Source organism: Pseudomonas sp. I2 (assembly GCF_040984075.1).
Classification (GTDB): domain Bacteria; phylum Pseudomonadota; class Gammaproteobacteria; order Pseudomonadales; family Pseudomonadaceae; genus Aquipseudomonas; species Aquipseudomonas guariconensis_B.
On the sequence record NZ_JBCGFQ010000107.1, the window covers coordinates 1 to 2,456 of the forward strand.

Sequence of the window (2,456 nt, forward strand, 5' to 3'; positions counted from 1 at the left end):
CACCCAGGGCGATCAGGCGATGGGCCAGGCGGTTGGCGCGGGCGTTGAGCTGGGCGTAGCTCAGGCGCGTCTCGCCGAAGGCCAGCGCCGGGGCATCCGGGGTGCGCTGCACCTGGGCCTCGATCAGCTGCTGGATGCTCTGCTCCAGCGGGTAGTTTTCAGCGGTGGCGTTCCACGTGACCAGGGTGCGCTCGCGCTCGGCGGCCGCCAGCAATGGCAGTTCGGCCACCGGTTGTTGCGGTTGCTCGACAATGCCTTGCAACAGATTGATGAAGTGGGTCGACAGCCGCTCGATGGTCGAGCGCTCGAACAGGTCGGTGGCATAGATGAACGACGCCTCCAATCCCTCTGGCGATTCGCGGGTCTCCAGGGTCAGGTCCAGTTGGGCCACTTCGGTGACACTGTCCACGCCGTCGATCTGCAGGTCGCCCAGGCGCGCGCTGGTCGCCCCGCCACGGCCGGCCGCTTGATGGTTGAACATCACCTGGAACAGCGGATTGAGCCCCAGGGTGCGCTCCGGCGCCAGGGCCTCGACCAGTTGCTCGAACGGCAGCTCCTGATAGGCCTGGGCATCCAACGCGTGCTGGCGCACCTGGCGCAACAATTCGACGAAGGGCTGTTCGCCGGCGACCTGGGCACGAATCACCTGAGTGTTGACGAAATAACCGATCAGCCCTTCGGTCTCGACCCGGTTGCGGTTGGCGCTGGGCACCCCGATGCGGATATCGTCCTGGCCGCTGTAGCGGTGCAACAACGCGTGGAATGCCGCCAGCAGCAGCATGAACAAGGTGCCACCCTCGGCCCGGGCCAGGGCTTGCAGGTCATGACTCAAGGCCGCCGGCAGTTGCAGGTTGCAGCGCGCGCCACGGTAGCTGGGCTGCGCCGGCCGCGAGTGATCCAGCGGCAGTTCCAGCACCGGTTGCTGCGCGCCCAGGCGCTCGGTCCAGTAGGCCAGCTGGCGATCACGCTCGCCCGCCTCCATCCAGTGGCGCTGCCACAGGGCATAGTCGGCGTACTGGATCGGCAGCGGCGCCAGGGTCGGCGCCTGGCCGAGGCTCAAGCCGGCATACAGGGCGATCAGCTCGCCGACCATCACCTGCATCGACACGCCATCGGAAACGATATGGTGCTGAGTCAGCACCAGCACCTGGTCGTCGGGCGCCAGCTCCAGCAGACGGACCCGCAGCAGCGGCCCCGCCTCGAGGTCGAACGGCTGACGGGTTTCCTCGGCCACCCGGGCCTCCAGTTGTGCCAGGTCCAGCGGCCCGACCACCTCATGGGCGATAACCAATCCGGCCACGGGGTCGATCACCTGCAATGGGCGCGTCTGGTCGAAGACGAAACGGGTGCGCAGCGTCTGATGCCGCTCCACCAACCGCTCGAAGGCACCTTGCAGCGCCTGGCGATCCAGCCGGCCGCGCAGACGCAGGGCCATGGGGATGTGATAGGCACTGCTGTGCGGCTCCAACTGCCAGAGGAACCACTGGCGCTCCTGGGCGAAGGACAGCGGCAGTTGCTCGAAGGCCGACTGCACCTCGGGGATCGGCAGGTTGGCCGGGGACACGCCCTCGGCCAGCATCTTCTCCAGGTACAGGGCACGCTTGTCCAGTGGCAAGGTGATGAAGCGGCGAGCGATCCGCGCGGCAACGGTGCTGTCCATCACAGCCCCTCCATGTCGTCGAGCAGGTCTTCCAGACGGCTCAGGGTCGAATCCTGCACCTGTGCGCCGGTGGCTTGCAGTTGCGCCACCAGAGCACCAAGCACCGGGTATTGGAACAGCAGTTGCGGGACCAGCTTCAGCCCCAGTTCGAGTTGAATACGCGACACGATATTGATCACCAGCAGGGAATGCCCGCCCAGTTCGAAGAAGTTGTCAGTCAGGCCGACTCGCTCAAGCCCGAGGACCTGCGCCCAGATTGCCGCGACCTGTTGTTCCAGTTCACTCTGCGGCGCCACATAGGCACGCTGCGATTGCGCGGCATCCACGGCGGGCAAGGCCTTGCGGTCGAGCTTGCCATTGGGCGACAGCGGCAGGCTGTCCAGTGCCAGCCACTGGTTCGGCACCATGTAGTCCGGTAGGCCACGGCGTAGGTGCTCGGCCAGTTGTGCCTGCCAATCGGCGGTTTCGCCGGTCAGCACCACATAACCGACCAGCTGCTTGCCGTCCGGCACCGTCACCACGGCTTCACGCACCAGGTCGTGCTCCAGCAGGCGCGCCTCGATCTCACCCAGTTCGATGCGCAGGCCACGCAGCTTGACCTGGTGGTCGATACGCCCGGCGTACTCGATCACCCCATCCGCGCGGTAGCGCGCCAGGTCGCCGGTGCGATAGATGCGCTCGCCATTGCCGTATGGGCTCACGGCGAAACGCTCGGCGGTCAGCCCCGGGCGGCGGTGGTAGCCGCGCGCCAGGCCTGCGCCGGCCAGGTACAGCTCGCCCAGCACGCCCACCGGCA

At 66.9% G+C, this 2,456-nt stretch carries 2 protein-coding genes; both read right to left on the bottom strand.

Annotated elements, in window-relative coordinates:
* Positions 1-1,660: condensation domain-containing protein (locus WCE05_RS25710; protein ID WP_368816807.1), on the bottom strand; the 1,660-nt coding region annotated here is incomplete at its 3' end.
* Positions 1,660-2,456 (bottom strand): phosphopantetheine-binding protein (locus tag WCE05_RS25715; protein ID WP_368816808.1); only part of this gene is annotated, 797 nt, incomplete at its 5' end. The genes WCE05_RS25710 and WCE05_RS25715, both read right to left, overlap by 1 nt.